Source organism: Oscillibacter valericigenes, assembly GCF_021531915.1.
GTDB classification, from domain to species: domain Bacteria; phylum Bacillota; class Clostridia; order Oscillospirales; family Oscillospiraceae; genus Oscillibacter; species Oscillibacter valericigenes_A.
In genome coordinates, this window is sequence record NZ_JAFBIV010000015.1 from 27,601 (window position 1) to 52,081 (window position 24,481).

Sequence of the window (24,481 nt, forward strand, 5' to 3'; positions counted from 1 at the left end):
CAGTTTTCGTTCCATTGCCGCTATCTCATGGACGCCGTTCCACCGTCACCGCCGCGAACCCGCCGCTCTCCTTCTCCGCCAGGTCCATGGCGAAATATCGCATCTCGTCCATGGCATGATCGTGTTCCTTCCGGGGCGCGTCTCTGCCGCCCCGCTCGTCCCAGCAGTACAACGCCATTTCCCGCAGGCAGTCCCCGCAGCTCCGGCAGATTTGGATTTTCCCAGCCCGCAGCAGGTCCGCCGTCACCCGGATACCGTCCGCCACCGCGTTGTCGGCCCGGATGACCCGAAAGCCCCGCCGCCGCAGCACCTCAATGAAGCTGGCGGCGGAGGGGTCCACGATGACCCGGGCGATCCGCCGTCCTGCCGCCAATTTCTCCAGATCATCGGCGTACTCCGCGTCGGTCCGCTGGCGCCCCGCCTTGTGGGAGTCGTAATAGTACTCCTCCGTCCGGTACCAGACGCCCTCCTTCCTGCCCCAGAGGCCGAAGGACGCCGGGTTGGAGGTCCCGTAGTCCACGGAAATGCGCCCACTGGTCAAAGGGTCCCTCCGGCGCTTCCACAGCGTCCCGCTCCCGGTCAAAGAAGTCGTAGACCAGTCCCTGGGCCGCCGTCCACTCCCCCAGCACAAACCGGCGGTAGAATACGCCCGAGTAGGCCCGCTCATACCTTGCCCGGATGCGGGGCGTCAGGGAGGGATTGTCCGCCATGGTGAACCGCAGCCGCAGGGCCTTCCGCTCCCCGGCCTTCAGGATCCACTCCTGATAAAACCAGTGCTGAGGCCCCTCCGGGTTGCAGTTGAACCACAGTCGGCTCCCCGGCACGCTGCACCGGGCGATGGCCTGCTCCACAAAGGACCGGGGCATCAGCGCCGTCTCGTCCATGAGGATACCCGCCAGTGTGCTTCCTTGGATCAGGGCCGCACTGGACTCATCCCGGCCGCCGAACAGCAAAAAGCGGTTCTCCCGGCCGCCGTACCGCACGATCAGCAGATTTTCCGACCGCCGCTCCCGGACGGTCATTCCCATCCTTCTCAGGCAGGGGATCAGTTCCGCCAGCAGGTTACGCCGCAGAGACCCGATGGTCTTGCCGCACAGACCGAACTGCTTCCCCTGAAAGCACCCCTGCGCCCACAGGAAGAAGGACAGGCCCATGGCAAAGGTCTTGCCGCTGCGCACGGCTCCGTCGCAGATGATGGCCTCCCAGTCTCCCCGCTGCCACCAGGTCAACACCCGCATCTGCTTCCGGGAGAAGTGCATGCCCTCAATCGTCACCCCAGCCGCCCTCCATCTGCCCGGCGGCGTCCTCCAGGGCCCGGTACAGTTCCTCCGCCCCGCCGCTGCCGCCGCTCTCCAGCAGGCCGCACAGGGTCTCCAGGGCCCGGACCCGGTCCACCAGCTTCACTTCCACGCCCTTGTCCGTCACCTTGAACTCCGCCACGGCGGAAAGGTCCAGAGTGTCCACATCCGCGCTTTCCGGGTGCAGAGCCAGCCCCAGCACATCGTTGGCCCGCCCGAAGGCCAACTGGGCCAGCCGCCGGACGGCGTCCTCCCGGCGGATCTGCGCCGCCGCATCCGTCCGCATCTTCTCCAGCTTGGCCTGGGTCCGCTGCTGTCCCAGCAGGGTAAAGCCGTCCAGCCGGCCCACCGCCTCCGCCGCCCGTTCCGGGTCCATGGTCCGGAGATAAGTCCGACAGAAGACCCCGTCCTCTTTTCTCTTGTCCATATCCGCTCGCCTCCCGTCTCCGCTCACACAGTACGTCTCTCCCCGCCGCTCTCTTGCACGCCGCCGTGCATCACTCCGCATTTTTCCGCTGGAAATCAAAAAAATTTTCCCGTTCCACGCATAAAAGAAGACCAGCGCCTCATCAGCGCCGGTCTCCGAACTCCGTTCTTATCTGCGGCCCTCAAACCGTCTTTTCCATATACTGCCGAAGCAACGCTGCCATACTCACCACCGCCGCGATGATTCTCTTGGCGTTACCGGTCAGGAGCGGGAACGCCTTCGTTCAGCCGCTGACAATTACTTTCTGTCCTCTGTGAAATCCCCGTCAACATTTTTAGCGCCACATTAACAAATCTTCTGCTATAATAGATTTGTACCTTCCCGGAAAGGAGTGCGTTCCTTGACTCCTCAAAAATCTCTCTTTGCCCGCCTGTTCCCCTTTTCCTGGCGGGATCTGGCGGTCTCCGCCGCCATTCTCTCCTGCGCCGCGGGCATCTGCATCCCTCTCCAGCGAGCCAACAGCAGCGACGGCTTCGCCTCCCCGGTGTTCGTGCTGGCGGTGCTGTGTGTCTCCCGCTTCACCACCGGCTACCTCTTCGGCCTGATCGCCTCCGTGCTGGGGGTGGTCTGTGTCAACTTCATCTTTACATACCCCTACTGGGTGGTGAACTTCACCCTTTCCGGCTACCCCCTGACCTTCCTGGTCTTCCTGGCGGTGTCCATCATGACCTGTGCCCTGACCACCCAGGCCCGCCAGTCGGAACGTCTCCGGGCTGAGAACGAGAAGGAGAAGGCGCGGGCCAACCTGCTCCGCTCCGTCTCCCACGACATCCGCACCCCCCTGACCTCTATCGTGGGCTCCACCTCCGCCGTACTGGACAATCCCGGTCTCTCACTGCCGGAGCAGCGGGAGCTGCTGGAGGATGTCCGGGGCGAGGCCCAGTGGCTGATCCGTGTGGTGGAAAATCTGCTGTCCATCACCCGCATCGGCGAGGACCAGGCCCGCATCACCACGGAGCCGGAAGCCGCCGAGGAGATCATGGGCGAGGCCGTCCGGAAATTCCGCCGCCGCTACCCCGATATCAGCGTGTCTGTGGAGGTCCCCGCGGACCTGCTGATGGTTCCCATGGATCCCATTCTCATTGAGCAGGTCCTCGCCAATCTGTTGGAAAACGCGGCAGTCCACGGCGAGCGCACCAGCCGCATCCGGGTCTCCGTCCAGGCCCAGGACGGCTTCGCCCGCTTCGCCGTGGAGGACGACGGCCGCGGCATCCCGGAAAAGGAGCTCCCGACCCTGTTTGACGGCACCCTGAAGCGAAATGAGACCACCAGCAGTGACGGAAAGCGCAACATGGGCCTGGGGCTCTCCGTGTGCCTTGCCATCGTCCGTGCCCACGGCGGCACCATGCAGGCCCAAAATCTGTCCGGCGGCGCAGAATTCACCTTCCGCCTGCCTCTGGAGCAACAGGAGTGATGTTATGACGATCCGAGAAAAGGTCCTGGTCATCGAAGACGAGAAGAGCATCTCCCACTTCATTTCCACCGTCCTGAACAACAACGGCTACGAGGCCATGCAGGCCCGCACCGGCAGCGAGGCCCTGTCCATGATCACCTCCCACTGCCCGGACCTGATCATTCTGGACCTGGGCCTGCCGGACATGGACGGCCTGGATATTCTCCGCCAGCTGCGGGAGTGGTCCAGCCTGCCGGTGGTAGTGGTCTCCGCCCGGTCCTATGAAAAGGATAAGGTCCAGGCCCTGGACCTGGGGGCCGACGACTATCTCACCAAGCCCTTCGGCACCGACGAACTGCTGGCCCGGGTCCGCACCGCTATTCGTCACACCCGCACTGCCAGCGGCAACAACGAGATCGCTCAGAAAGGCACCTACACCGTGGGCGATCTGACCATCGACTACAACAAGCACCAGGCTCTGGTCCGGGGCGAGAACGTGAAGCTGACCCTCAGCGAGTTCCGCATCGTGGCCCTGCTGGGCAAACATGCCGGCAAGGTCCTGACCTACGACTTCATCATCAAGGAGCTGTGGGGTCCCCGGGCCGGGGGCGACAATCAGATCCTTCGGGTCAACATGGCCAATATCCGCCGGAAGATCGAAAAGAACCCCGCCGAGCCGGAGTACCTGTTCACGGAAGTAGGCGTGGGCTACCGCCTGGCCGAAGAATATTGAGCCCAGCCAAAAGCCCGCCGCAGCCATACTGCGGCGGGCCTCTTTTTACCCATATACAATGACCATGCCCACCAGAATGCCTACCACCGCCGCCAGGGCCGGCACTGTGTTCTTCCACAGCGCCGTGGACTCCGGCAGCAGCTCTCCGAACACCACATACAGCATGGCCCCCGCGGCGAAGCTCAGGGCCGACGCCAGAGCCATGGGCCCCACGGTCCCCAGGCAGTATCCCAGAACCGCCCCCAGCACCGTGGGCGCTCCCGTCAGGGCCGCGATCCCCACAGCCTTCCCTCGGGTCTCTCCTCCGGCTGCCAGGGGCACCGAGACCGCCATCCCCTCCGGGACGTTGTGCAGGCCGATCACCGCAGCCATCACCCATCCGCTTCCGGCGCTGCCCCCGGCAAAGGACGCCCCGATGACCATGCCCTCCGGCATGTTGTGCAGGGCAATGGCAATGGCCATGACCACCCCTGCCCAAAGCAGATGGGACCGGCTCCCGGCCTCTTCGGTCCGCCGCTCCAGCACCCTGTTCAGTCCCCCGGTAAGACCGAAGCCCAGCAGGACTCCGCCCGCCGTCAGCCCCAGTCCCCCGGATGCCGCAGCCTCCGCCAGCAGGTCGAAGCACACCACCCCCGCCATGACCCCCGCCGCGAAGCTCAGCATCAGGCTGACCATCCGGTCAGACCTTCTCCGCAGCAGGCAGGCAGCTCCGCCGCCCAGCCCCGTTCCACCGATGCCCGCCGCCGCGGTCACCAGGACCGCCGTCCTCAGAGTCCCCATCTTATCCCCCCTAAACGCACAAGCAGGAAGCCGGGACCCCGGCCTCCTGCTGCAATTTTCTTCTGATTCCTTTGTACGCTCCCGACGAAAGCCATAATTTACTGTATTCCCTGCTCCCGCGAAACATACCGCTTCACGTACTCCATGAAGTTTCTGGTCACCGGGGACGCCGTTTTCAGCTGCGGCACGCCCATGCCCAGCATCCGCTCCTGGGGCGGGTCCATGGGCAGGGCCACGGCGGAGTGGCCGTAATTTTTCAGCAGCAGCTCCGGCAGGATGGAGACCCCCAGTCCCTCTGTCACCATGTTGATGATGGCGTAGTCGCTGCAGGCGGAGAACAAAATCTGGGGCCAGCGGGGCAGCTTGTTGAGGATATACCGCACCTCGCCGTCATAGTCCGGCATAGGCATGATGAACTTCTCCTTCAGCAGCGCCTCCAGCGGCACGCAGTCCTGCCGGGCCAGGGGGTGCTCCGGCGGCACCAGGGCCAGCATCCGGTCACGGCACAGGGGAACCCACTCAAACTCCTGTCCTTCGCCGCCGGCATAGATGCACAGGTCTGCCTTCCGCTCCCGCATGATCTGCTCGATGGCCCCGGAGCCCATCTCGATGATCTGGATTTCCACATTGGGATAGTCCTTCTGGAAATCCCGGATAATGCCCGGCAGCCAGTAGGTAGCCACGCTGGTATAGGCCGCCACCCGGATACGCCCGGTGTCGGCTCCCTTGATCTTGGCAATATACTGCTCCAGGGATTCGCTGGTGTTCAGAAGCTGGCGGATGACCGGCAGCAGCAGCTCTCCCTCATGGTTGGGCTGGATCCCCGCCGAGGTCCGCACCAGCAGCGGAAAGCCCACCTCTTCCTCCAGGGACTGCATCATGTGGCTGATGCCGGACTGGGTGTATCCCAGCTCCTCCGCCGCCTTGGACAGGCTCCCCAGCTCTACGGCCCGGGCAAAGGCCTCGTATTTGCGGATATTCATCGGTCATTCCCCCGTATCTGTCATGCCGTTTTTTCATATTCACCGGCACGGGCTTTATTTGTCCTCATGGTATTCCAACTTTTTGCAAATGGCAAGCATTTTTTCATCATTTCCGCTTCTCCCGCATAGGGTCTCCAGAAGGAGTGATTTGCCATGACCATCCATGTCGTCCAGCCCGGAGAATCCGTCGCCTCCATTGCCGTCTATTACGGCGTCGACCCCGCCCGCCTCGCCTCCGACAATACCGTCCCCGCCTCCGGGGCCCTGGCCGTGGGCCAGACCCTGGTGATCCGCTTTCCCCGCCAGGTCCACGCCGTCCGCCCCGGAGAGACCCTGACCTCCATCGCCGCCTCCTACGGCACCACCGTCCGCGCCCTGTGGCGGAACAACTGGTTCCTGGGCGGCGGCGAGGCCCTGTTCCCCGGCCAGACTCTGGTGATCTCCTATTTTGACGAAAAGCTAGGTGCCGCCGCCTTCAACGGCTACGCCTATTCCTTCATCGAGCCGGGGCTTCTGTCCCAGCAGCTCCCCTACCTCACCTATCTGACGCCCTTTACCTACGGCATCACCGCCTCCGGCGGCCTGCTTCCTCTGGAGGACGACGCGCTCCTGGCCGCCGCCCGCCAGCGGGGCACCCGCCCGGTCATGCACCTGTCCACCCTGACGGAGTCCGGCCAGTTCGACACCCAGCGGGCCCAGCAGGTGCTGACCGACCAGGCCGTTCAGGACCGGCTGGTGGACCAGGTCCTTCAAACGGTCCGGAACCGGGGCTATGTGGGGGTGGATGTGGACTTCGAGTACCTCCCCGGCCAGCTGGCCGCCGCCTATGCCGCCTTTCTCTCCCGCCTGCGGCGGCTCCTCCATGCCCAGGGTGCCTTCCTCTGGACGGCCCTGGCCCCCAAAACCAGCGCCGGTCAGCGTGGCCTCCTGTACGAGGGCCACGACTACGCCGCCATAGGAGCCGCCTCCGACGGCGTTTTGATCATGGCTTACGAATGGGGATATAGTTACGGCCCGCCCATGGCGGTGGCGCCGCTGCCCAACGTCCGGGCAGTGCTGGACTACGCCGTGACGGAGATCCCGCCGGAAAAGATCTTCCTGGGCGTCCCCAACTACGGCTACGACTGGCCCCTCCCCTTTGTCCAGGGCGTCACCCGGGCCCAGTCCATCTCCAACCAGCGGGCCATTGAGCTGGCGGTCCAGTACGACATCGCCATCCAGTACGACGAGACCGCCCAGTCCCCCTTCTTCCACTACACCGATGACGCCGGGACGGTCCACGAGGTCTGGTTTGAGGATGCCCGCAGCATGGACGCCAAGCTCCGCCTCATTGCGGAGTACGGCTTCCGGGGCGCCGGCTTCTGGAATCTGATGCGCCCCTTCTCCCAAACCTGGCTGGTCCTGGATTCTCTTTATGATATCAGGGACGTCTGAATCCACAGGCACTTGCAATCTCTTCCATATATGATACACTTTCTAAAAAAGGAGGGATCGTCATGGAGAAAAAGCGCTGTCCCTGCGGCGGGACCTTTCAGGACCTGGGCCGCCGGGAGATTCGAATGGGTCCCACAACTCCCCTGAAAGTCAGCAGTCTGGAAAACTACTCTCTGGAAGTGGACCTGTTGGTCTGTGACCGCTGTCATGAGTGTAAGCTGTTTCTTCCGGAAGAGCTCGCCTTTGAGCTGACTCACTCGCCGGAGGAACACTATCTCCGGGAATTTGCGGACTATTCAGATGAAGAGCTGCGGCGGATCGCGGAAAAGAGCTACCACCCGGAAGCCCGCCGGGCAGCAGCAGCTTTGCTGAAGCAGCGGGAAAGCACCGAATGAGCAGGGTTTCCCGGTTGGTCGAGAATGATAAAAGAGGACGGCAAAGCCGTCCTCTTTTATCATTATATCAGCAATTTAAGCTATTATATTGTGCTTATAATCCGTTGACCACCCGGTCCGGCCGTTCTCCCGCCATCAGCTTCCCCAGATTCTCAAACAGCATCCGGTACACGTTGTGGAAGGAGGTCAGGGTGATCCCCGCCTGGTGGGGACACAGGATCAGCCTGTCCGGGCACTCCTGGGCCAGCTTCACCAGCGGATGATCCGCCGGAACGGGCTCCGGAGCATAGGCGTCCAGCCCCGCCCCTGCCAGATGGCCGGAACAGATGGCCTCACACAGAGCCTCATCGTCGATGATGGCCCCCCGGGCGGTATTCACCAGAAAAGCTCCGGGCTTCATCCGGGCCAGGAAGTCCCGGTCCACCATGTGGGTGCTCTCCGCGGTGGCGGGCAGGTGGAGGCTGACGATATCACACCGGGCCGTCAGTTCCTCCAGGGGCAGATACGTCACGCCCAGCCGCTTCTCCGTTTCCTCATCCTTGCGGTGGCGGGCGTAGTAATAGACCTCGGTGCCATTGGGCCGCAGCCGTGCCGCCGTCTCCTGGCCGATGGCGCCGAAGCCCACCAATCCCACCTTGGCGGCAGCCAGGTCCAGGGGCACGTTGCCCTCGATCTCCCGCACCGCTTCTCCCTGATGGCCGGACAGCACCATGCGGTGGCCCCACAGGATGCGGTGAAGCAGCATGCTCATCAGCATCACGGCCTGCTCCGCCACGGGTCCTGCGTTGCACCCGGCGTTGTTGCACACGTAGATACCCCGGCGTCTTGCGGCCTCCAGGTCGATGCGGTCAAAACCCACACCCTCGCTGTGGATCATCTTCAGGTTGGGCATCCGTTCCATCAGGCTCTCCCGGACCCAGGTCACCGGGGTGACGAAGATCGCCTCAGCGTCGCCTCCAGCTGCCAGCCAATCCTCCTCGGAATCATCCCGGTCGCAGAAAATCAGCTCCGCCGCCTGGTACGCGGCAGAGTCCTTGGGTGCGAACCGGTCATACCGCTTTTTCATGGTCAAAACCAAAACTTTCATGGGCAGTTCACTCCCGCATCAGATTCGTATGGGCCAGCGCCCGGAACAGGCACGCGGCCACCAGTCCCGTCAGGGCACCGGTAAACAGGGACACGCCCAGTAGAACAGGCAGATAATACAGCGGCGCCGTATTCCCCAGGGTCAGCACCGCCGCGGCCACCTGGCCGCAGTTGTGGGCCGCCGCGCCGCCGACGGACACGCCATAGACCGACAACCGCCGGCTCCGGGACAGCAGGATCATAACCAGCATAGCAGTCACGCCGCCCAGCAGGGAAAAGATCAGGGTGTTCATGTTGCCCGCAAACACCGCTCCCAGCAGGCACCGCCCGATCAAAATCAGCAGTGCCTGTCCCGGTCCCAGGGCGTACAGGGCGAACACCGTCACGATGTTGGCCAGTCCCAGCTTGATGCCGGGGATGGGAATAGCCAGGGACAGGGGGAAGAAATTCTCCAGATAGCTCAGGGCCAGCGCCATGGCGGTCAGCACCGCGCACAGCGTCAGCTGTTTCGTTGTCAGCTTCATGGCGCCCTCCTATCCGATGACCACATCCGGGGCGTCCCGGTCCACGGTGCCGCCCTCCAGACGGATGATGATGCGGGCAGGCAGGCACACGATGCTCTGTCCCGCCCTGGTAATGGTCCCGGTGTGGACGCAGTACTGGGTGGGGCAGTCGGCCTCCGCCACATACAGGCCCGGGCCATCCGTCAGGCGGACATGAATCGTATATCCGTTCCCGCTGTATGTCCGCTCCCCGTCCGGGAAATCCTTTAAGGGGATGCGCTCCGCCTCGGTCCCATCCACGGTCACCACCGCCGTCAATTCTCCGGCGTCGGTCCCCCGGCTCCACACCGCCAGGGCGCAGGCCGCCGCCAGGGCCACGATCAGCAGTACCACCAGTCCGTCCCACAGGCAGGGCCGCAGCTTAGGAGACGACTTCATAGCTGTACCCGCTCTCCTTGCTCTCCTCAAATTCCCCGGCGATGCCGTCGGTGATGACCACGCGGCCGTCCGCCGTCACCAGCACCAGGTCGAAGTCATAGGCGCCGCTGCGCCAGAAATCCAGGGCCTTCTCCTCACCCATAACGAACAGGGCGGTGGACAGGGCGTCGCACATGGTCCCCACGCCGGGGGTGCCGTCGGCTCCGTCCCGGTCGCAGTCCGCCACCACGGTAACGGAGGTCAGTCCGCTGTCCGCCGGATATCCGGTGGCGGGGTCGATAATGTGGTGATAGGTCTTTCCGTTCTCCTCAAAGAACCGCTGATACCCACCGGAGGTGACAGCAAAGGCGTCGGTCAGGTGCAGCATGCCCGCGAAGGCGTTGGCATTGTTGGCGTCCTTGGGGTCCTGGATGCCCACCCGCCAGGGGGTACCGTCCGGCCGGTCGCCCCAGGCCAGCACATTCCCGCCCAGGCTGATGGTGGCCCGGGGGATGTTGTTATCCTTCAAAATCTCCGCAATGCGGTCGGAGGCATAGCCCTTGGCGATACCTCCCAGATCGATCTGGGTGCCGGGGGTCAGCGCCGCCGCGTCATCGGCTAGGGTGATATGCTCCGGCCCCACCAGGGCCAACAGCCCGTCCAACTCTTCCTGGGCAGGCACCCGGTTTTCCTCCTCCGTAAAGCCCCAGGCGGAGACCACCGGCGCGATGGTAATGTCAAAGGCGCCGTCCGTTGCCAAGGCGTATTCCTCCGCCGCCTCCATCAGGCCGCAAACCTCTTCTCCCACGTCGATGCCCAGTCCCCCGGCGTGGTTCAGCTGCCAGATCACGCTGTTCTCGTCGGTCCGGGACAGCAGGTCTTCCAGCCGCCGCACCTCATCCTCCGACAGATAGTCAGCATGGGTGCTCTTTTCCCCGTAGGTGGTGAAGATCATCACCGTGTCCATAGCGATGACCTGGATGACCTCCCGGGCCTCGTCCGGGCTCTCCGTCTGCCAGGAGCAGCCGCACAGTCCCATCGTCATCAGTACAGCCAGCAGGGCCGCTGTAAAACGCTTCATAGGCTTCCTCCGTATATGTTCTGTCCCGAAATGGTCTCATTCCGGGCTGATTTCGCTGTTACATTGAAGTAGTATATCACGCTCTTCCCCGCTTCTCAAGCATGGATGCGCCGCAATCTGAAAAAGATTGAAAATCCACCGGCAGTTCCCCTTGCAAAGAGTGTGAAAGTCTGCTATACTAAATAAGCATGTCAGCGGGCTTTGCAGCTCGCTTTCTATCTGAAACCAACCCTGGAGGTCTTATTATATGCCCAAACATCCCAACAGCAAGTCCAAGCAGGTCAAGCGGGACGAGCCCATGACCGGCGCCATGAAGTTCTTCCTGGCCGGCTGTGTGGCGGAGCTGTATCTGTTGATCATCCGTCGTTTTTATGTGAAGAGCCCTGACATTGTCAAGATTCTCTGGTATGACCGCTATCTCTGGGTCCTGCTGGGCGTCGGCGCGGCGATCCTGGTAGCCGGCGTTGTCGGCGGCCTGCTGCTGCGGGGCGACAAGAAAAAGCGGACCATCGCCTGGTGTGTGGCTGCCGCCGGTGCTTTTCTGGGCGGTGCCGCCGGCCTGATCCGCTGGAACGCCTCCACCCTGACCCTGCTGACCGTGGTAGTCCCCGTGGTGATGGTGCTGGGTGTGCTGTGGAATCTGTATGACCGGGAATGTGCCCTGTCCCTCACCATTCTGGGTGCCTCTCTCATCGCTCTGTGGATCTGCCGCAAGCAGATGTACAGCATGTTCCTGGGCACCTATGTGAAGATCTTCGCCGTGGTGTATATCCTGGTGCTGATCGCCGTGGCGCTGCTGACCAAGCAGGGCAAGCTGAAGAAGCTGCTGCCCGCCAGTGCCGATCCCCTCCCGGTGTATGTGGCCTGCGGCCTGTCTGCTGTGGCCATGCTGGGCGCCTTGTTTAGCTCCATCGTAGCCTATTATGCCATGTGGGCCCTGGCCATCGTGGTCTTTGGTCTGGCTGTGTACTACACGGTCAAGCAGCTGTAACCTTTATTAAAAACAGCCTGTCCATCCGGACAGGCTGTTTTTTTCACTATTTCTCAAACATTCCCAATCGAATATCCATACCGATCTCAAAGGCCCGGTCCCAGGGGAAGCGGTAGTTTTCCAGTTCGACCTTCCCCCAGCTGATCTCCCCCAGACTCTTATCATTCCGGTCCAGAAAGACGATCATATTGCTGTTCTCCAGATTTTTCAGCACCTTCCGGGTGCTCTTTTCCATACCGCTCTCCAGCCGCTTCAACACGGCCTCCCGGTCGATCTCCGGAGCCCAGAAGTTGTTGGGATCACCGCCCAGGTCATTGCGGATATAGGCCAGCAGGTCCTCCCGCACCACATGCTTATAGCAGAAGTCCTTGATGATGCTGTCCGCCAGAGTCCGGACAAAGGCCCGCTCCTCCGCCTTGGATGTCTCCCCCCGGGTGAGATGGGCATACCGGGCAAATCCGTGGCTCAGAGCCGTTCCGGTGACGATGGCCATGTCCAGGAACCCGGCGTAGCTCAGCAGATACCCCAGCTCCGCCTCTTCGGTCAGCATCTTCTGGAAGTCATTTCCATACGTGCCGTTGCTGGCGTCGATGAGGATGACGGGCACCTGCCGGTTCCGGAACGTCTTCATCCAGCTCACCAGATTGGTGCATTCATGTTTCTTCCGCCAGTCGCTCTCCTCCTGAGTCATCCCCTCCACATTCGGCTGGGTCAGCACCAGAATTTCCATGTCCGCCGCGCCGCTTCCACCGGATAGCTGATGCACACCGAAAAACTCCAGATGCTCTTCCACAATCTCTTTCAGCGGCTTGTAATCGTAGGCGCAGGCAGGCCGGTCCTCCGTGCCGCCGAAGTACGTGATACCGACATGGACCGTCTGGCTGTCCCAGCCAGTCTCCGCCATATACAGCTTTGCCACCGCCTTGAAGGCCAGATCATCCACGCCGGAGAGGAGCGCATTCCCTTCCCGCAATTGGCTCCGCAGATAGGCGATCTCGTTTTTCTGGATGCTCTCCTCCTCGGAGGAGTCGTCGATGCCGATCAGCACCCGAAAGTGCTCATAGCCGCCGCACTGGACTGTGTGGAGCATCCGCTCCGACAGCGCCAGCTTCCGGCTCCGGGCGGCCAGGTACGCGTCCACCCGTTCCTCCGTCAGGCCGAAGTCCGCCGGGTCCAGGGGCTGACCGTCACTGCCCAGCTGATAGAGAGCCCGGATGTCCGATGCCTCCAGGTCCCCACCCGGAAGTTCCGGACGGCCCACCGCACCGTAGGCCCGCAGGGCGTTGTAATCCTCCAGAGTGCCGCCCTGGTAGCCCACCGTGGGCGCCAGGCGCATGACGCTGTCCAGCAGCCAGACCACGTTATTTTTATCCTCAGCCAGGGCGGACAGCAGGGAATCCATCAGTTCAGATGAGGAGGTGGTGCCGCCGGGAATGGGGACCTCGTCCTCCGTTATGCACCGGGAGCTCACCAAACCGCCGGAGTGCAGCTGGTCCATAGAGAGGATGTAGCGGTCGCAGCCCGCCGCCTCCTGGTCCAGCACCCAGGTGTAGAGGGACCAGGGGTTGCCGCACTGGAGGCTGTCGTAGTTTTTGGGCTGTCCGTCCAGCGCCGTCCGGTAGTCCTCCAGTTCCGGCATTTCCAGCCGGTAACCCAGGGACTCCGCCAGATACACCACCCGCTCCACGTTGTCGGGTCGGTCGTCCAGGGGCACATAGGCGATCTCGGGACCGTCCACCGCCGGCTCCTCCTCCGGGGGCACCGTGGTCCCCGGGGCACACCCGGCCAGCAGCAGGCAGGCCAGCACCGCCGCCAAGATTCGTTTCTTCATTCGTTTCTCCTTGTTTGCACAAACAGCCTGCATGAACGCATGCAGGCTGTTTATGTTTCATTTACAGGCCGAAAGCCCCCAGATTCAATCCTCCGGTGACGCCCTCCATGCCCTTTTCCATGGCGTCGCCCGCCTGGCGCAGGGCCTCGTTGACGGCGGAAACCACCAGATCCTGCAGCATCTCCACATCCTCGGGGTCCACGGCCTCGGGCTTGATGGTGACGGACAGGACCTCCTTCTTGCCGTTGACCTTGGCCTCCACAACGCCGCCGCCCACGCTGGCGGTGAACTCCTGGGCCTCCACGGCCTCCTGGGTGGCGTTCATCTGCTCCTGCATAGCAGCGATCTTCTGCTGCAATTCCGCCTGGCGCTGAGCGCCGGACACCTTTCCGTTGGTAAATCCACGGCGAGCACTGTATCCCATGGTTGTATCTCCTTTACTGTTTACTTGATTTCAATATTATCAAATTGACTGCCGAATTTCAGCAGGTTTTTCAAATTTTCCTGGGGCGAGGCCTTGGGGGGCTCTCCCACCCGGAGCAGCAGCCGCACCGCCGTCCCGGCGGCATTCCCGGCCTCTTCGCTGAGGACGCCCTTCACCCGGTCGTTGTCCAGCCGGTTCAAGGTAATGTCATCAGGCGCATAGACTGTCAGCTGATCACCCTCCAGCACGCCGGTGCACATGTCCAGAAACACCCGGTACATGGGTGACAGACGGCCCTTGCAGGCCTCCGCCAGCGCCCGCCACCAGTTCCCGCCCACAGCGGACGCAGCCGCTGCCGCGGCGGCAGGTCTGGCTGTCTCCCGCATGGGTTCCGGCACGTCGAAAACCCGCTCTCCCGGCTCCTGGGGCATGGGCGGCTCCTCCGGCAGCGGGGGCCGTTCTTCTTCCGCTGGGGGTGCCTTTTTCTCCGCAGGCGGTTGTTTCGCAGCCGGCTCCTCCCAGGGCGGCATGTCTTCCTGCTTCGCAGGTGCCGTCTCCCGGGCGGGCTTGGCGGCCGCCACGCTCTGCTCCACGGCGGAGCGGATCACCTGGCCCCGGGCCAGGGCGTCCTCCAGCCGTTGAATGCGGGCCTCCAGCGCCGTCAGGTCGCCGGAGAGGGATTCGTCACACAGCCGCAGGATGCAGAGTTCCGCGTCCGTGCGGCGGTTGGAACTGTAATAAAGGTCCGCCGTGGCCTTCTGCAATGTCGAGGCCAGATGCAGGAACCGGCTCCCCGGCACGTCTTTGGACAGCCGGTCCAGGGTGGCGGAGTCGTATCCGCCGGACAGCAGCGCCGCGCCGCCCTCCGGGGCGGTCCGCCGCAGCAACAGATCCCGGACCAGGGTGGAAAGCTCCCCCAGCACAGCGCCTACGTCCTTGCCGCCGGCGTAGAGCTGGTTCAGCAGCAGCAGGGCCGCCTTGGCGTCCCGCCGCAGGATGCACTCCAAGAGCTGCGCCGTCTGGAGGTTTCCCGCCAGGCCCAGCACATCCAGGACCGCCCCGCTGTCCACCTTGCCGCCCGCCGCCGCGCACTGGTCCAGCAGACTCAGGCCGTCCCGCAGGGCACCGTCTGCCAGACGTGCCAGAATTTCCGCGCCGTCCGGCGTCAGGTCGATGTGCTCCTGTCCCGCCACATAGGTCAGCCGCTGGGCGATGTCCGTTGGGGTAATGCGCTTGAAGGAATACCGCTGGCAGCGGGAGAGAATGGTGGCGGGCACCTTGTGGAGCTCCGTGGTGGCCAGAATGAACATCAGGTGCTCCGGCGGCTCCTCCAGAATTTTCAGCAATGCGTTGAAGGCCGGGGTGGACAGCATGTGGACCTCGTCCACGATGTAGACCCGCTTTTTCACATTGGCGGGTGAATAGATGGCCTCATCCCGCAGGGCCCGCACCTGGTCCACGCCGTTGTTGGACGCGGCGTCCAGCTCCAGCACATCCAGAAAGCTGCCGCTCTCGATGCCTACGCAGGAGGGGCACTGGCAGCAGGGATCACCGTTGACCGGATGCTCGCAATTCACCGCCTTGGCCAGAATTTTGGCGCAGGTGGTCTTGCCGGTGCCCCGGGTCCCGGTGAACAGGTAGGCATGGGAGGTCCGGCCCTCGGCCACCTGCTTCTGCAGGGTCTCCGTAATATGAGACTGCCCGATGACGTCGGAAAACACCTTGGGCCGCCACTTTCGATACAGGGCCTGATACATGGGAAATTCCTCCCTGGACAGAGTAAGTCCCCCGCATGCAGCTGCGGAGCCGGCACCCTCGCGGCACATGGAAGGTCCCGCTTAATGCTGCTCGGTTCCCCGCCTGACATGGTTCGCAGGGTCCCATTGCGCGAGACCGGCTCCGCAGCTGCACGCGGAGGACTTGTTCATAGCTTATTTATTTTACTATATTCTTTCCAAATAAGCAACCAGAAATTTTTGTTTTTTTAATTTACACTTTACAACCATTGAAATTATGGTATAATATCACTTGCCGCGGAATTCCTGCGGCAAATGGGGGCGTAGCTCAGCTGGGAGAGCGTACGGTTCGCATCCGTAAGGTCGAGGGTTCGATCCCCTTCGTCTCCACCATCTGCAAGGCAAGCGGTTATACCGCTTGCCTTGCTTTCGTTTCAATGGCCAGGAGCGTTTCGGCTCCGGGCCTTTTCGCTTCCTCCGGCTCTCCCTCCAGATACAGGGCCTGAAATTCTTCAAACGACACATTGAACTCTATGTCGATCTCATAGTCACGCCGTACACGAACAGCCTTTACGAACTGGGCCACGATCATTTTCTTGGCCTCAAAGGTGCAATTATCGTACATTTCAGCCCAGCCTACCAACTGGTCATATTCCTGCAACACTTGACTGGCATCACGCAGAGTTTCCTCAAGCTCTACCTAACAGCGGCAGCAACTGCCAGGGAAACCACCAGAACACGAGCAAATCCCTTGATAATGGGAATTTGATTCAGCGCATTCAGCACCGGACCAATGGCCATAGTGATGAGGTCGATGCCGAAACCGTTGTTCAAGATACGCACATTGTAACTGCTGTCTCTCTTTTTCTTCTGCTATATTTGGGGTTTAATCATCTTTTTTATAAAACAGCACCGTTTCCGTGGCATCGTACAATATGTAAAAGATGATGAGAAAAGTCGGTGGCGGTGTGCGGATATACACTCTGGGCGGCAAGCGCCTGGTGCCGGACTTTGAGCTGCCGATCCCGGCGGAAGCCCTTGGCGTTACAACCGACTGGCTGTCGGACAAAGAATAATCCCCCTACGAAATGTAGGGGGATTCCAGCTTTAGATTTGAATGGCACAGGGCACCCTTCCTGGGTTCCCCGCGCACACCCTTCCTTCCCGTCACGCAAGTTTTCCGGGTTTATCGACAGGCTGAAAGAAGGCACGACAAAGTCGAGCTTTCCTTTTTTGATCTCTGCCGCAGTGTCTCACCAGTTCCATCCGAACCAGTCCCAGAAGCCGCCCGGTCTTTCCGGCTCCTCCGTTCCCGGCTCCGGTGCAGAATCCTCTTCCGGTTCCTCCGGGAACAGCCAGTTCCACCAGTTCCGGTGGACCTGACAGGTCTCCCCGGTCTCCGCCGGGGCCACTGCGTCCTCGTCCGCCGTTCCGGTGGTGCCCGTTGTCAGATAGACCGCCCTGTCGACCTCCCCGGCAGGGCAGTAGGTCCCCGCCGCCTGCCCGGAGCGCCGGCAGATGGACACCTCCACATGGCAGTCACAGCTCTCCCCGGGTTCCGTGCCGGGAGTATAGTACTCTGTCCGGGTCATGTCTCCCTGAACCGTGTCCCCGCAGAGGCCATCCACCGCCAGCTTGCCGCATTTGACGCAGATCACCCGCTGCTCCAGGTCCCGCATGCCGGAAAAGCCCTGATTGGCCAGTCCCTGGTGTGCCTGCTCCATAATGGACCGCCAGAGCTTCTTCACGTAGGTGCCGCTGCTCTGGGGGGAGAAATCGTCATAGCCGCCCCAGACGCCGCAGGCGTAATAGGGGGAATACCCCACGAACCACAGATCCCGCAGTTCCGTGGTGGTGCCGCTCTTCCCCGCCAGGGCCATGCCGGAGAAGGCCGCCTGGACGCCGGTGCCCCGGGTCATGACCTCCGCCATAGCGTCGGTCAGCAGGGCCGCCGTGGAGGCCCGCACCACCGTATGGCTCTCCGGCGTCTTGCTCAGCAGCACGTTTCCCTCCCGGTCCAGGACCTCCGTGTAATACACCGGCTCCCGATAGGTGCCGCCGTTGGCGATGGCGCTGTAAGCCGCCGTCATCTCCAGATTGGTGACGCCTCCATGGGTGCCGCCCAGAGCCAGGGCCTCCACCTTGTCCTCCTCTGTCAGATGGCCGAAGCCGAACTGCTCCAGCCGGTCATAAACGGTGTCCGTCCCCATGTCCTGAAAGCATTTCAGCGCCAACACGTTCAGGGACTTCACAATGCCCTGCCGCAGGGTGGTCCTGCCGCCGTAGGTGCCGCTGGCATTGCGGATGGCGGTGCCGTCGGAGTAGGTGTGGGGCGCGTCATCATAGACGCTTCCTAGGGTGGCCGCGCCCCGGTCCAGGGCAGCGGCATACTCCCCCACCACCTTGATGGTGGACCCCGGCTGCCGCACGCTGGAGATGGCCCGGTTCAATGTCAGGCTGCCGGTCTTTTCTCCCCGGCCGCCCACCAGAGCCTTCACCTGCCCGGTGGCCGGGTCCATCAGGACCACGGTGGCCTGGGCGTCGGAGGTGTACCAATCCTCCCGGTTGATCTCCGTCTCGCAGATGGTCTGCAGGCGGCTGTCCTGGGTGGACCGGATGGTGAGACCGCCCCGGTACAGCAGCCGCCAGGCCTCTTCCTCCGTGCAGCCCAGTCCCGTCTCCAGGTCCTCCACCACCTGCCAGACCAGGGCGTCCTCAAAATAGGACTGGACCTCCGTCTCCAGGGCGGTGCTGTCCCGGGCGATCCGCTCATACACGTCGTCCGCCGCGGCTTGCTCATGCTCCTCCTGAGAGATCATCCCCTGTTCCAGCATCTTCCCCAGCACCAGGAGCTGCCGCTCCCGGCTGGCCTCCGGATTTTTCAGAGGGCTGTAACCGGAGGGACTTTTGATGACCCCCGCCAGCACCGCGCACTCCGACAGCGTCAGGTCCGACACGTCCTTTCCGAAGTACCGCATGGCGGCCGTCTGGACGCCCCAGGTGCCGCTGCCCAGATTGATGGTGTTGAGATAGTTCTCCAGGATCCAGTCCTTGGATTCCCGCCGCTCCAGCTGCAATGCCAGATACTGCTCCTGCAGCTTCCGGGTGATCTTGTCCAGGGCCGTTTTCTCCTGGGTCCAGCCGGTGAACACGTTGTTCTTGATGAGCTGCTGGGTCAGGGTGCTGGCCCCCTCCGACAGCCGTCCGGCGGTCAGGTTCCGGTAAGCGGCCCGGGCCACACCCCGCAGGTCCACGCCGTGGTGCTGAAAAAAACGCTGGTCCTCGATGGCCACCACGGCATTCTGCAGGTCCTTGGGGATCTGGTCCATGGTCACATAGACCCGGTTGGAGGCCTCCCCCATCAGGGTCAGGATGGTCTCTCCGTCATCGTCCAGCACCGTGGTCCGGTAGCCCTGGGGCGAAACATCCACCCGGTCCAGATCCGGCGCCGTGGCCAGGGTATATCCCAAAAAGCAGCCAAGCAGGACGGCAAGGATGCCCACACCCCACAGCAAACCCTTTCCCAGGCGGCGCAGAACCGCCCCGGCTTTCTTCTGTTCTGTCATCGTTCCTCCCCTCCGCCCCCGCTCCGCAGGGGCATGTTCTTGGAAACCGGCTGTATTATAAAGGGAAAATGTGAACCGTCTATGAATGGACGCTCACAATTTGATGACAGTTTTCCTGAAACTTTCTGGAATTTTATCAATTCTGACACCTTTTGTAACCATTTCAAAAACCGGCGCCCCCATAACGGGGACGCCGGTTTTTGATCATGCCGCAGCAGATTCCCATTTGAAATATCGCACCGCGAGCCCGGTACAGACAGTCGTGACCGCCAGCATCACCAGGACCGGCAGCCAAAGCGTCTCTGTTTCCACTCCCAGGAAGGATGCCTTCATCAGCCGGATGCCCTGGTTCAGCGGGAAAACGCCGATAATTTTCTGTATGGCCCCGGGCATGACCTCCACCGGCACCGTGGTGCCGGAGAACAGCAGCATGGGGAAATACAGCAGGCTGGCGATGACGCCGGCCTGCTTGGCGTTTTTCGCCAGACCGCCCACCAGCAGGCCGATGCTCAGGGTGGACACCATGGTCAGCAGCCAGCTTGCCAGAAAGGCGGCAGTGGAGCCCCGCAGGGTCACCCCCCAGAACAGACGGGCCGCAACGGCCAGCGTCATCAGAGACACGGCGCAGTACAGCATGTAGATGCTCAGCTCCACCCCCAGCAGCAGTGCTGGACTCACCGGCGTCACATGGAACCGCTTCAGGATCTTCTTTTCCCGGTAGTCCGAGGCCACCAGGGGCAGTCCCATCAGCCCGCCGGCGCAGATGGAGACGGTGCAGACTGCGCCGAAGGATTGCTCCAGGAAGGTGTAGTCTGCCCCCGGGAAGGCAGGTTTCGTTCCGTAGAGAAAGCCCAGGACCACCAGAACCGCCAAGGGCATGGCGATGGCAAAGATGACCATGTTCATGTCCCGGATGTTCAGCTTCAGTTCATTTTTCAAAAGAACGCCATATCGCTTCATTCCGCCGCCTCCTGTTCCGTCAGCATCAGATATGCCTCCTCGAAGTGGTCACAGCCGCAGGCAGTTTTCGCCTGCTCCACCGTTCCGCGAAACACAGTCCGCCCCTGTTTCAGCACGCAGATCTCGTCACAAAGTGCCTCCACCTCGTCCATGAAGTGGGAGGTCAGGAATATGGTCAGTCCCTCAGCTTTCAGATCGGAGAGGATCTTCCACACATCCCGCCGGGCTCTGGCGTCCAGGCCGGTGGTCAGTTCATCCAGAAACACCAGTTCGGGATCGGGGATCAGGGCCAGCACGATGAACAGCCGCTGCCGCTCGCCGCCGGACAGCCCTTTGACGGCGCTGTTCAGCTTGTCCCCGATGCCGAACCGGACACAGATATCCTTCCAGTCCGCCGGGTCCCGGTAGAGACAGGCAGTCTCCTCACACAGCTCCGACACCCGGATCTCACTTTGACAGTCTCCCTCCTGGAACTGGACGCCCACCTTCTGAAAAAGGCGGCGCCGGTCTTTTTTCGGGTCCAGATCCAGCAGGGACACCGTTCCGCCGTCCGCCCGCTTTGTACCCAGGATGCACTCGATGGCGGTAGTCTTCCCGGCTCCGTTGGCGCCCAGCAGGCCAAACACCGTCCCCCGCTCCACGGACAGGTCCAATCCGTCCAGGACGGTCTTTCCTCCATAGGACTTCCGCAGTCCCTTCACGCTGACGGCACAGCTCATTCCCGCACCTCCGGGCCCAGGGGCCGGACCGGGCGCAGCTCGATGTAGCCCCGCTCTCCCCGGGGCTCCAGCTGGATGCGGGGCTGGCTGTCGTCCCAGCGGTAGCCGATCAGGGTGGGATCGTACCGATCCGCCGCGTTCTGCACAGCTATGATGGCCTCGCAGTAGTCCTCCTCCCGGAAGGGCTCACCCTGGAACACCAGATACTCCGCCGTAGGCAGGGTGATGACGTCGAAGCCCTCAGGAACGGGGCCGCTGTCCCCGGTCTCCACCTCCACACCCTGCACATAGGTGGAGGTGCCGGGGGTTTTGTATTCCTCCGGCAGCCACAGGCACACCGGCTCCCCGCACAGGGAGTCCATACTGGTCAGCAGGCCCCATACGTCGCAACCCACCTCCTCGCAGTATTCGAAATAATCCTCCGCCCGGACACCCCGCTTCAGGATGACCTTCCGCTCCGGTTTCCGCATCAGCTGGACGAACACGCTTGCCACTTCTCTCACATCGGACACTTCCTTTCTCAATTCGCGGAATTTGACACCGTAAGGGATGAACAGCGGGATAGGCACCTTGGTCCGGGCATACTCCCCGGGATTGCAGCCGAACTCCCGCAGAAACGCCCGCTGGTAGCCGTCCACACTGCCGAAGCCCAGGTCGCAGGCCACGTCCAAAACCCGGCAATTTCCCGCCTTCAGCCGCTGGGCGGAGCGGGATAGCCGCAGACGGCGGATGTAATCCGCCGGGGTCAGTCCCGTGTACTGCCGGAACAGCCGGTGGGCGTGCCAGGGGGAAAACAGGGACGCCCGGGCCAGGTCCGCCAGGGTGATGTCCTCCTCCAGATAGCCTTCGATATAGTCCTGCATCCGCTGGACCGCCAGAATTTGTTCCTTCATCCGTTTCGCCTCCTTACAGCGTCCATCTTACCGCTTTCTGTGTCCGAACGCTCGACGTTCCTTGCTGTTTTCCCAAATACACAGGCGGCAGGTTCTCCCTGCCGCCTGTGTTCGGTCAAAGGGACCGCCGCAGATATTCCGCCGTGATGGTGTCTCCGCGCTCCGCCATCTCCCGAGGGCTCCCGGTGAAGACCACCTCACCGCCCGCCGTGCCGCCGTCGGGACCCACGTCGATGAGCCAGTCCGCCCGCTTCATCACGTCCAGATTGTGCTCGATGACGATGACCGTGTTGCCCCGGTCCCGCAGGCTTTGCAGCAGCCTTGTCATGCGGTGGACATCCCGGGGGTGCATGCCGGTGCTGGGCTCGTCGAAGATGTAGGTCATGCCGGTAAGAGAGCTGCCCATGTACCGCACCAGCTTCAGCCGCTGGGCTTCGCCGCCGGACAGGGTACTGGACTCCCGGTCCATGGAGAGGTAGGGCAGCCCGATGTCGATCATCCGGGTCAGGGAGGCCACCAGGGCGTCTACGATGGTCCTGGCCCTGGGGTCATCAATGGTCTTCAGCACCTCCACCAGCTCCGTGAATTCCATGGCGCATAGTTCGTCGATGCTGTATCCTGCCACCTTACAGGAGAGCGTTTTGGGATTCAGCCGCCGTCCGCCGCAGTCAGGGCAGACCTTCTCCTCCATGAACTGATTGAGCTTCCGCAGCGTATGGTCACTCTGCTCCTCCGAGCCTTTCATCAGGCACAGCCGCTGAAACTGGGTTTTGATGCCCTCCACCCGCTTGTGCTCGCGAGGGCCGCCCGGTTCCCGGCTGCCAAACAGGAGCAGATTCCGCTCCTCCGGCGTATAATCCCGGTATTTTTTATCCAGATCGAACAGGCCCGAACCGGTGTATTGCTTCCAGTAGTAGTTCCCCACGCCGAAGGCAGGCAGGGCCAGCATGCTTTCGTTCCAGGATTTCTCCGGGTCGATGGCCCGCTCGATGTCCAGGTCCAGAATTTTTCCGATGCCGGAGCAGGTCTTGCACATGCCGTTGGGGTCGTTGAAGGAGAAGTAGGATGCGGTGCCCACGTAGGGCTCCCCGATGCGGGCATACAGCAGCCGCAGAGCGGCGTACATGTCGCTGATGGTGCCCACGGTGGACCGGGCGTTGCCCCCCAGGCGGGACTGGTCCACAATGACGGAAGCGGACAGGTTGTCGATGCGCTCCACCCTGGGCTTCTCATACTTGGGCAGCCGCCCCCGCACGAAGGCGGTATAGGTCTCGTTCATCTGCCGCTGGCTCTCGGCGGCGATGGTGTCGAACACGATGCTGGATTTGCCGGAGCCGGAGACCCCGGTAAACACCACGATCTTCCCCTTGGGAATATCCAGAGAGACGTTTTTCAGGTTGTTCTGGTTCAAGCCGCGAATGATGATGGCATCCTGCTGTGGCATAAATGGCCCTCTCTTTCCTTGTTCTCGCTGCCCATGATACAGGACCGGCGGGGTCATTTCTCGACCTTCCTTGCTTTCACCATCCTAATCCCTGCCACTGTGTAAGAGTCAAGGGGCACTCACCACAGGAAGGGAATCAGCCGGTACTTCACCTTGTTCCTGTACTCCGCATACCCCGGCAGACCTGTTTCCAGCACCCGCTCCTCATTGCGGATGCGCTTTACAAGCACCCAGGGAACCAGCAGAAAGGGCACCAATGCCACCGCGGAGCCCAGCACCAGGGGTATGGAGAGGAACAGCACCAGCACCCCCAGATACATGGGGTGCCGCACCACGCCGTACAGCCCGGTGTCCACTACCCGCTGGTCCTCCTGCACCTCCACGGTGCGGGAAAGCCAGGCGTTCTCCCGCATCACCTCTGCGTACAGCCCATAGGCCCCGCAGAACAGCACGCACCCGGCGATCACCACAGCCAAAGGCAGGTGAGTCCAGCCGAAGTGGAAGTCCAGTCCCGCCAGCACAAAGCCCGCCACAAACACCAAAGCAGACAGCAGGATGACCCGCTTCTGCTCCGGCTCCTGTTCCCGGCTGTTCAGCCGTTTCTCCAGCAGCTCCGGGGCCTTCACATACAGCACCGCCCCCACCACCGGCATGGGGACGAACAGCAGGGCCATCAGCCGCCACCCGCCGGGATAGCGCCAGGTGCCCGCCGGGACAAACAGCAGCAGGCCCATCACCAGCAGGCCCGACAGCATTTTCAGCCCGCCGGCTAACAGCAGTTTCTTCTTCATTCTTTCCGCCTCCATTCTCTGTTCCTCGTGTCGTTCCTGTTCAGCAGTCCGCCGACTGCGGCTCTGCCTGTCCTTTCATGCGGATCGTTTGTTTCATTATAATTGACAGCGTATCTCTGTCAATGATAAAATTCGTTATAGTTCCAATCATAAAGGAGAAAGCGTATGAAAATCGGGTTTAATGAAGGCTGCAACCGTTTCTGCGAAAATCACTCCGTTCTGGAGGACCTGGCCCTGTGCGAAAAATACAGCTTTGACTACATTGATGTGCAGTCCGAGTGCCTGGACCGTGACCTGGCGGCAGGCAAGTACACGCTGGAGGAGTTGGGCGAGTTCTTCCGCACCCACAAGCTGAAGATGCTGTCCTACAATGCCCTGGTCGGTTTTAATATGAAGCAGACCCAGGCGGAAAAGGACGCCGTCATGGCCCAGCTGGACGAGATCATCCGCCGCTGCCGGATTTTGGACTGCAGGATGGTCGTGGTGGTGCCCTCCATGGACCTGACCGTCCACGCCACCCTGGACGACATCCGGGC

General features: G+C 62.1%; 23 protein-coding genes, 1 tRNA gene, 1 other RNA gene and 2 pseudogenes. 7 read left to right on the forward strand and 20 right to left on the reverse strand.

Going from position 1 to position 24,481, the window contains the following annotated elements:
• Positions 1 to 25: 25 nt before the first annotated feature.
• The 3 genes and pseudogenes from JQM66_RS12685 to JQM66_RS09805 all read right to left on the reverse strand — a co-directional run bounded on the left by JQM66_RS12685 (position 26) and on the right by JQM66_RS09805 (position 1,725).
• On the reverse strand, positions 26 to 520 hold the full coding sequence (locus JQM66_RS12685; RefSeq protein WP_328284133.1) for a phage terminase large subunit family protein: 495 nt from the start codon (positions 518 to 520) through the stop codon (positions 26 to 28).
• Between the two features lie 106 nt (positions 521 to 626).
• Positions 627 to 1,259 (reverse strand): annotated as a pseudogene (locus JQM66_RS12690) (PBSX family phage terminase large subunit); the annotation flags it as partial.
• Positions 1,260 to 1,263: 4 nt separating this feature from the next.
• Positions 1,264 to 1,725: a hypothetical protein gene (locus JQM66_RS09805; protein ID WP_235229697.1), complete on the reverse strand. Its 462-nt coding sequence runs from the start codon at positions 1,723 to 1,725 to the stop codon at positions 1,264 to 1,266.
• A 400-nt stretch (positions 1,726 to 2,125) separates the two neighbouring features.
• Here JQM66_RS09805 and JQM66_RS09810 point away from each other — a divergent pair, with 400 nt between their 5' ends.
• Positions 2,126 to 3,199: a sensor histidine kinase gene (locus JQM66_RS09810; protein WP_235229698.1), complete on the forward strand. Its 1,074-nt coding sequence runs from the start codon at positions 2,126 to 2,128 to the stop codon at positions 3,197 to 3,199.
• Between the two features lie 4 nt (positions 3,200 to 3,203).
• Positions 3,204 to 3,911 (forward strand): response regulator, encoded by a 708-nt coding sequence (locus tag JQM66_RS09815; protein WP_235229699.1) that lies wholly within the window; start codon positions 3,204 to 3,206, stop codon positions 3,909 to 3,911.
• A gap of 45 nt (positions 3,912 to 3,956) precedes the next feature.
• Here the strand turns inward: JQM66_RS09815 and JQM66_RS09820 are convergent, their stop codons facing one another.
• Positions 3,957 to 4,691, reverse strand: coding sequence for a ZIP family metal transporter (locus JQM66_RS09820; RefSeq protein ID WP_235229700.1), 735 nt, complete (start codon positions 4,689 to 4,691; stop codon positions 3,957 to 3,959).
• A gap of 98 nt (positions 4,692 to 4,789) precedes the next feature.
• Positions 4,790 to 5,674: a LysR family transcriptional regulator gene (locus JQM66_RS09825; protein ID WP_235229701.1), complete on the reverse strand. Its 885-nt coding sequence runs from the start codon at positions 5,672 to 5,674 to the stop codon at positions 4,790 to 4,792.
• 153 nt (positions 5,675 to 5,827) lie between these two features.
• Between JQM66_RS09825 and JQM66_RS09830 the strand changes: the two genes are divergently transcribed.
• Positions 5,828 to 7,108 (forward strand): glycosyl hydrolase family 18 protein, encoded by a 1,281-nt coding sequence (locus JQM66_RS09830; protein ID WP_235229702.1) that lies wholly within the window; start codon positions 5,828 to 5,830, stop codon positions 7,106 to 7,108.
• A gap of 62 nt (positions 7,109 to 7,170) precedes the next feature.
• Positions 7,171 to 7,503, forward strand: coding sequence for a hypothetical protein (locus JQM66_RS09835; RefSeq protein WP_235229703.1), 333 nt, complete (start codon positions 7,171 to 7,173; stop codon positions 7,501 to 7,503).
• A gap of 94 nt (positions 7,504 to 7,597) precedes the next feature.
• On the opposite strand, the gene JQM66_RS09840 is transcribed toward JQM66_RS09835, so the two are convergent.
• The 4 genes from JQM66_RS09840 to JQM66_RS09855 are packed head-to-tail and all read right to left on the reverse strand — an operon-like array spanning position 7,598 to position 10,590.
• Positions 7,598 to 8,590: a 2-hydroxyacid dehydrogenase gene (locus JQM66_RS09840; protein ID WP_235229704.1), complete on the reverse strand. Its 993-nt coding sequence runs from the start codon at positions 8,588 to 8,590 to the stop codon at positions 7,598 to 7,600.
• A gap of 7 nt (positions 8,591 to 8,597) precedes the next feature.
• A complete protein-coding gene (locus JQM66_RS09845) occupies positions 8,598 to 9,113 on the reverse strand; it encodes a Gx transporter family protein (RefSeq protein WP_235229705.1) in 516 nt (171 codons plus the stop codon).
• A 9-nt stretch (positions 9,114 to 9,122) separates the two neighbouring features.
• Complete coding sequence (locus JQM66_RS09850) at positions 9,123 to 9,530, reverse strand: NusG domain II-containing protein (protein WP_235229706.1); 408 nt, start codon at positions 9,528 to 9,530, stop codon at positions 9,123 to 9,125.
• Positions 9,514 to 10,590, reverse strand: coding sequence for an FAD:protein FMN transferase (locus JQM66_RS09855; protein WP_235229707.1), 1,077 nt, complete (start codon positions 10,588 to 10,590; stop codon positions 9,514 to 9,516). Before JQM66_RS09855 ends, JQM66_RS09850 begins: the two co-directional genes overlap by 17 nt.
• A gap of 247 nt (positions 10,591 to 10,837) precedes the next feature.
• Here JQM66_RS09855 and JQM66_RS09860 point away from each other — a divergent pair, with 247 nt between their 5' ends.
• Positions 10,838 to 11,581, forward strand: a complete 744-nt coding sequence (locus JQM66_RS09860; RefSeq protein ID WP_235229708.1) for a hypothetical protein — start codon at positions 10,838 to 10,840, stop codon at positions 11,579 to 11,581.
• Positions 11,582 to 11,627: 46 nt separating this feature from the next.
• On the opposite strand, the gene JQM66_RS09865 is transcribed toward JQM66_RS09860, so the two are convergent.
• The 4 genes from JQM66_RS09865 to ffs form a co-directional block, all read right to left on the reverse strand.
• Complete coding sequence (locus tag JQM66_RS09865; RefSeq protein WP_235229709.1) at positions 11,628 to 13,412, reverse strand: DUF4127 family protein; 1,785 nt, start codon at positions 13,410 to 13,412, stop codon at positions 11,628 to 11,630.
• Positions 13,413 to 13,473: 61 nt separating this feature from the next.
• Positions 13,474 to 13,836, reverse strand: a complete 363-nt coding sequence (locus tag JQM66_RS09870; protein ID WP_235229710.1) for a YbaB/EbfC family nucleoid-associated protein — start codon at positions 13,834 to 13,836, stop codon at positions 13,474 to 13,476.
• 20 nt (positions 13,837 to 13,856) lie between these two features.
• On the reverse strand, positions 13,857 to 15,593 hold the full coding sequence (dnaX, locus tag JQM66_RS09875; protein ID WP_235229711.1) for a DNA polymerase III subunit gamma/tau: 1,737 nt from the start codon (positions 15,591 to 15,593) through the stop codon (positions 13,857 to 13,859).
• A 43-nt stretch (positions 15,594 to 15,636) separates the two neighbouring features.
• An RNA gene (gene ffs / locus JQM66_RS12850) (signal recognition particle sRNA small type) lies at positions 15,637 to 15,736 on the reverse strand.
• A 153-nt stretch (positions 15,737 to 15,889) separates the two neighbouring features.
• Between ffs and JQM66_RS09885 the strand changes: the two genes are divergently transcribed.
• A tRNA-Ala gene (locus tag JQM66_RS09885) sits at positions 15,890 to 15,965 on the forward strand.
• A gap of 16 nt (positions 15,966 to 15,981) precedes the next feature.
• Here the strand turns inward: JQM66_RS09885 and JQM66_RS09890 are convergent.
• The 7 genes from JQM66_RS09890 to JQM66_RS09920 form a co-directional block, all read right to left on the reverse strand.
• Positions 15,982 to 16,197: a hypothetical protein gene (locus JQM66_RS09890; protein WP_235229712.1), complete on the reverse strand. Its 216-nt coding sequence runs from the start codon at positions 16,195 to 16,197 to the stop codon at positions 15,982 to 15,984.
• A gap of 628 nt (positions 16,198 to 16,825) precedes the next feature.
• Complete coding sequence (locus JQM66_RS09895) at positions 16,826 to 19,138, reverse strand: transglycosylase domain-containing protein (protein ID WP_235229713.1); 2,313 nt, start codon at positions 19,136 to 19,138, stop codon at positions 16,826 to 16,828.
• A gap of 204 nt (positions 19,139 to 19,342) precedes the next feature.
• Positions 19,343 to 20,098 (reverse strand): ABC transporter permease, encoded by a 756-nt coding sequence (locus JQM66_RS09900; protein WP_235229714.1) that lies wholly within the window; start codon positions 20,096 to 20,098, stop codon positions 19,343 to 19,345.
• Positions 20,095 to 20,817, reverse strand: coding sequence for an ABC transporter ATP-binding protein (locus tag JQM66_RS09905; protein WP_235229715.1), 723 nt, complete (start codon positions 20,815 to 20,817; stop codon positions 20,095 to 20,097). Before JQM66_RS09905 ends, JQM66_RS09900 begins: the two co-directional genes overlap by 4 nt.
• Positions 20,814 to 21,710: a helix-turn-helix transcriptional regulator gene (locus tag JQM66_RS09910; protein ID WP_235229716.1), complete on the reverse strand. Its 897-nt coding sequence runs from the start codon at positions 21,708 to 21,710 to the stop codon at positions 20,814 to 20,816. The genes JQM66_RS09905 and JQM66_RS09910 overlap by 4 nt, the downstream gene beginning before the upstream one ends.
• A 115-nt stretch (positions 21,711 to 21,825) precedes the next feature.
• On the reverse strand, positions 21,826 to 23,154 hold the full coding sequence (locus JQM66_RS09915) for an excinuclease ABC subunit UvrA (protein ID WP_328284134.1): 1,329 nt from the start codon (positions 23,152 to 23,154) through the stop codon (positions 21,826 to 21,828).
• A 119-nt stretch (positions 23,155 to 23,273) separates the two neighbouring features.
• Complete coding sequence (locus JQM66_RS09920) at positions 23,274 to 23,945, reverse strand: methyltransferase family protein (protein ID WP_235229717.1); 672 nt, start codon at positions 23,943 to 23,945, stop codon at positions 23,274 to 23,276.
• 165 nt (positions 23,946 to 24,110) lie between these two features.
• Between JQM66_RS09920 and JQM66_RS09925 the strand changes: the two are divergent.
• Positions 24,111 to 24,481, forward strand: a pseudogene (locus JQM66_RS09925) (hypothetical protein); the annotation flags it as partial.

Excerpts from the sequence above, each read along its gene's own strand:
- JQM66_RS09855 (WP_235229707.1), bottom strand. The coding sequence starts at position 10,590 with ATGAAGCGTTTTACAGCGGCCCTGCTGGCTGTACTGATGACGATGGGA.
- JQM66_RS09910 (WP_235229716.1), bottom strand. The coding sequence starts at position 21,710 with ATGAAGGAACAAATTCTGGCGGTCCAGCGGATGCAGGACTATATCGAA.
- JQM66_RS09830 (WP_235229702.1), top strand. The coding sequence starts at position 5,828 with ATGACCATCCATGTCGTCCAGCCCGGAGAATCCGTCGCCTCCATTGCC.
- JQM66_RS09900 (WP_235229714.1), bottom strand. The coding sequence starts at position 20,098 with ATGAAGCGATATGGCGTTCTTTTGAAAAATGAACTGAAGCTGAACATC.
- JQM66_RS09820 (WP_235229700.1), bottom strand. The coding sequence starts at position 4,691 with ATGGGGACTCTGAGGACGGCGGTCCTGGTGACCGCGGCGGCGGGCATC.
- JQM66_RS09805 (WP_235229697.1), bottom strand. The coding sequence starts at position 1,725 with ATGGACAAGAGAAAAGAGGACGGGGTCTTCTGTCGGACTTATCTCCGG.
- dnaX (WP_235229711.1), bottom strand. The coding sequence starts at position 15,593 with ATGTATCAGGCCCTGTATCGAAAGTGGCGGCCCAAGGTGTTTTCCGAC.
- JQM66_RS09860 (WP_235229708.1), top strand. The coding sequence starts at position 10,838 with ATGCCCAAACATCCCAACAGCAAGTCCAAGCAGGTCAAGCGGGACGAG.
- JQM66_RS09840 (WP_235229704.1), bottom strand. The coding sequence starts at position 8,590 with ATGAAAGTTTTGGTTTTGACCATGAAAAAGCGGTATGACCGGTTCGCA.
- JQM66_RS09815 (WP_235229699.1), top strand. The coding sequence starts at position 3,204 with ATGACGATCCGAGAAAAGGTCCTGGTCATCGAAGACGAGAAGAGCATC.
- JQM66_RS09895 (WP_235229713.1), bottom strand. The coding sequence starts at position 19,138 with ATGACAGAACAGAAGAAAGCCGGGGCGGTTCTGCGCCGCCTGGGAAAG.
- JQM66_RS09920 (WP_235229717.1), bottom strand. The coding sequence starts at position 23,945 with ATGAAGAAGAAACTGCTGTTAGCCGGCGGGCTGAAAATGCTGTCGGGC.
- JQM66_RS09870 (WP_235229710.1), bottom strand. The coding sequence starts at position 13,836 with ATGGGATACAGTGCTCGCCGTGGATTTACCAACGGAAAGGTGTCCGGC.
- JQM66_RS09845 (WP_235229705.1), bottom strand. The coding sequence starts at position 9,113 with ATGAAGCTGACAACGAAACAGCTGACGCTGTGCGCGGTGCTGACCGCC.
- JQM66_RS09915 (WP_328284134.1), bottom strand. The coding sequence starts at position 23,154 with ATGCCACAGCAGGATGCCATCATCATTCGCGGCTTGAACCAGAACAAC.
- JQM66_RS09865 (WP_235229709.1), bottom strand. The coding sequence starts at position 13,412 with ATGAAGAAACGAATCTTGGCGGCGGTGCTGGCCTGCCTGCTGCTGGCC.
- JQM66_RS09825 (WP_235229701.1), bottom strand. The coding sequence starts at position 5,674 with ATGAATATCCGCAAATACGAGGCCTTTGCCCGGGCCGTAGAGCTGGGG.
- JQM66_RS09905 (WP_235229715.1), bottom strand. The coding sequence starts at position 20,817 with ATGAGCTGTGCCGTCAGCGTGAAGGGACTGCGGAAGTCCTATGGAGGA.
- JQM66_RS09835 (WP_235229703.1), top strand. The coding sequence starts at position 7,171 with ATGGAGAAAAAGCGCTGTCCCTGCGGCGGGACCTTTCAGGACCTGGGC.
- JQM66_RS09890 (WP_235229712.1), bottom strand. The coding sequence starts at position 16,197 with ATGTACGATAATTGCACCTTTGAGGCCAAGAAAATGATCGTGGCCCAG.
- JQM66_RS09850 (WP_235229706.1), bottom strand. The coding sequence starts at position 9,530 with ATGAAGTCGTCTCCTAAGCTGCGGCCCTGCCTGTGGGACGGACTGGTG.